Raw genomic sequence first — 3,761 nt, forward strand, 5'->3', positions numbered from 1 at the left:
CTTTGTTAAAATGTTTATCTGCCAATCTTCAAAATTTGTTCTGAAATTTTGCTCTATATTTTCTTTTTTGGATTTTGCTTTATACTGCTTTTTTTCTGAAGGCTTTGTGAAAGATGAAGTCCTAAAATTTTGTGGCTTTTCAGAAGGGATTAATGTTTTCAAATATTCCAAATATTGAATACATACTTTGTAATCTACAATTTGTGATAAATAAGGTAATTCATCAAAAGAATAGTTTTTAATAAATTCACTTTCGTCAAACTCGGCATATTTATACCTTTCGTCCTTTGATAAGCATTCTATAAAAGAACTATTCCAAAGAAAATCAGGAATATCAATCTCACGAATGATTTGTTTTAAAAAAGGGTTATCTCTTATAAGCAGCATAAGGATGTCTGAGAATTTTTCAATTTCCTCTTCCGTTGCAGTTTTTTTCTTCCCTTGTGGAAGATGGTCATATTTTACAGAATAGGAGTAAGTATAATTTTGATATTTCTTATCAATGCTTTCATTGAAATATCTCTGTAAGACTTTAATATTTTTTTCTAATGGATTATTGGCAATCATTGTGTTGGATTAAATTTTACTTACAAATTACTTGTGGCTTCATCTTTTAAACTATTAACATAGTTTAGGTATTTAATTGTATTTGCTGTTGTTTTATGAGCTAAAGCATCGGAAACGGTTTTAAGATTAGCTCCTTTTATTAATAGCCGAGTTGCAAAAGTGTGTCGCCCACAATAAAAAGAAATTTTCTTATCAATTTCCGCCTTTTTAAGCCAATTATTTAAAGTCTTATTGATACTTACTTCTGAAATGAATTTCCCTTTATATGTAAGGTGAAAAATTAGATTTTCAAGTTCCTGTTTTTTCCCAATAAAGTCTAAAGCCGTTTTGCTTAATGCTAAATTAATTTCTGTTCCTGTTTTCTCCCTGTTTATAATAATACGGTCATTAATAATATGTTTCCATTTGAGAACTTTACATTCCGCCAATCCCAGCCCCGAATAACAGGCAAACAAAAAGGCCTTTTTAATCTCAGGATTACCACAATACGTTTTTTGTAAAATACTAATCTCTTCTTCTGTTAAAACTTGTTTGGTTAATTTGGTTTCGCTATAATCTCCTTTCTTTTTAAATCTCACATTTTTATATACAATATCATCAATATAGCCATCCCTGTTCGCCTGAAGAATAATCTTCTTAAATCTTTTCCAATATGAATGTGGAGTTTCGCCATTAAACCCACATTTATTATTCAGATAGTCAATGAATTTTAAAAAATGACTTTCTGTAAGATCTGTGATTAGAATTCTTTTATCGGGTAAGAATAATTTGAATTTGGAAACAACACCCTCTATCATTCTAATATCTTTCTTATCGTAATTTTCGGTGTAATAATCGAAGTAGTCAAATAGTGCAATTTTTTTCTTGTGTCTTGGGACATATTTTGTTCCTTTGGCTAACACTTCAAGCTCTCTTTCAGCTCGTATAGCCTCTGCAAGTTTTTTCTTTTCTTTAAGGTCGTTAGGTTTGGTGGTGAATAATGTTTCAAGAGTTTGTTGCCCATCTATATAAACAGATAAATAAAACTGAGTATTTCCACTTTTAAGAGTCCTTTTGTGAAGTGTTACCGCCATTTTGATATTATTTTTCGTGCAATGTATGTGCAATGTGTACAATGCAAATATAAGATAATATCAGAAAATAAAAAACTAAAATTAGCTGAAAATCAGCCATTTAATTTCTTTTGATTTCTCTTTTCTGTCTAAATATTTCCCGTCTGGGGTACTTAAAAAGCTGTTAATCATTGATTAGCAGCTTTTTATTTTTGTTAGAAACTCATTCTAAAATAAGTTGATAGTTTGAGATGGAAACCCTGTGAGCTTGTGTGAAAAATCCGGAAAACTAGCATCTTCCGGATTAGTATTTTTATTTAAAAAATGGTCAACTTATTTCTGGACTATTCAGTTTGATTAAACAACACCCTGAGCCAACATGGCCTCAGCTACTTTTACAAAGCCTGCGATATTGGCACCTTTTACGTAGTTGACGTAACCGTCCTCTTCTCGGCCATAATCTCTACATGATTTGTGAATACCAATCATAATTTCTTTTAGTCTGGCGTCAACTTCTTCAGAAGTCCAGTTAAGACGGATGGAGTTCTGTGTCATTTCTAGACCAGACGTTGCTACACCACCAGCGTTAGAAGCCTTACCAGGTGAGAACAATACTTTATTATCAAGGAAATAATTGATCGCATCCAAAGTAGATGGCATATTGGCCGCTTCGGTTACGCAAAGACAGCCGTTGGCTACCAATGCTTTGGCATCATCCAAGTCCAATTCGTTTTGAGTGGCAGATGGGAACGCCACATCGCATTTCACTTCCCAAGGCCTTTTGCCTGCAAAGAATTCTGCTTCGGGATATTTTTTTGCATAATCTTCAGCGCGGTTATTTCCGGAAGCTCTCAGTTCCAAAAGATAGTCTATTTTTTCACCAGAGATTCCTTCTTTGTCATAGATGTACCCGTCTGGCCCGGAGATAGTTACCACTTTTCCGCCAAGATCGTCTATTTTTTTGATTACGCCCCACGCCACATTTCCGAAACCTGAAACGACAACTGTTTTACCCTTAATAGATTCATTAATGGTTTTCAACATTTGTTCTGCAAAATAAACAACGCCGTATCCTGTAGCTTCTGGGCGGATTAGTGATCCACCGTATGCCAGTCCTTTCCCGGTTAATACACCGGTAAATTCATTCCTGATTTTTTTATACTGACCAAACAAATAGCCAATTTCTCTTGCTCCTACACCAATATCCCCTGCAGGAACATCAGTTTCTGGGCCAATATGTTTAGAAAGTTCTGTCATAAAGGCTTGACAAAAACGCATTACCTCCATGTCTGATTTACCTTGAGGATCAAAGTCAGAGCCTCCTTTTCCGCCGCCCATAGGCAGGGTCGTCAAGCTGTTTTTGAAAACCTGCTCAAAAGCAAGGAATTTAAGAACACTCAGGTTAACCGTCGGGTGAAACCTGATGCCGCCTTTGTAAGGGCCAATGGCTGAATTCATCTGAATCCTGAATCCTCTGTTAACCTGGATCTCGCCACTGTCGTCAATCCATGGTACGCGGAAGATGATTACCCTTTCCGGTTCGGCCATCCTTTCTAGGAGCTTCATGCCGGTATATTCTTTTTTTGTGGCGATGAAAGGAATCACAGTTACTGCAACCTCTTTTACGGCCTGTATAAATTCTGGTTCATTAGGATTTTTGGCTTCAATTTTTGCCATAAATTCCTGAATTTTTTGCTCAACGTTATAGTGTTCCATTATTCTATAATTATGACAACAAATTTAATTTTAATTTCGAATTTCGCAACTAATATTTTGATTTTTATTGAAAATTTAAGAATATGACCATACTTATTTGCATAATGTATAATTACAACTTTTATGTTAAGAATAGTTGAAGTTAATATTAATTTATTTCAAATTTTCGAAACAATACTTTTCTCAAATGATGTGATATTGTCTTCCGGAAAGACATTTGACATAGCCATAAAGTTCCAAATCGAGTAAAATTGTTAATAATTTGTGGTGAAGAATCCCAGATTTTTCAGCAACCTCATCCAAAGAAGCCGATTGGGCTTGACTGATGATTTCCAGTATTTTAAGATGGTCTTTTTGCGCTGGGTTAATCTCTAGTCATGGTCGGAAGATTTTTTCTTCCGATTTTTTTTGTTTTTTTTAGAAAAA

4 protein-coding genes are annotated in these 3,761 nt (G+C 34.4%); all 4 read right to left on the bottom strand.

Annotated elements, in window-relative coordinates; all coding sequences use genetic code 11:
- The coding region (locus AC00Y6_RS15225; RefSeq protein WP_474491470.1) for a hypothetical protein at positions 1-567 on the bottom strand (567 nt) is incomplete at its 3' end.
- Positions 568-587: 20 nt separating this feature from the next.
- Positions 588-1,640 carry a site-specific integrase gene (locus AC00Y6_RS15230; RefSeq protein ID WP_474491471.1) on the bottom strand — a complete coding sequence of 351 codons (1,053 nt, stop codon included), beginning with the start codon at positions 1,638-1,640 and terminating at the stop codon, positions 588-590.
- A 336-nt stretch (positions 1,641-1,976) separates the two neighbouring features.
- Positions 1,977-3,335: an NADP-specific glutamate dehydrogenase gene (gdhA, locus tag AC00Y6_RS15235; protein ID WP_474491472.1), complete on the bottom strand. Its 1,359-nt coding sequence runs from the start codon at positions 3,333-3,335 to the stop codon at positions 1,977-1,979.
- Positions 3,336-3,518: 183 nt separating this feature from the next.
- Entirely contained in the window at positions 3,519-3,704 is a 186-nt protein-coding gene (locus tag AC00Y6_RS15240; RefSeq protein ID WP_474491473.1) for a DprA-like winged helix domain-containing protein, read from the bottom strand.
- Positions 3,705-3,761: the final 57 nt, after the last annotated feature.

Source organism: Epilithonimonas sp. (genome assembly GCF_056329745.1).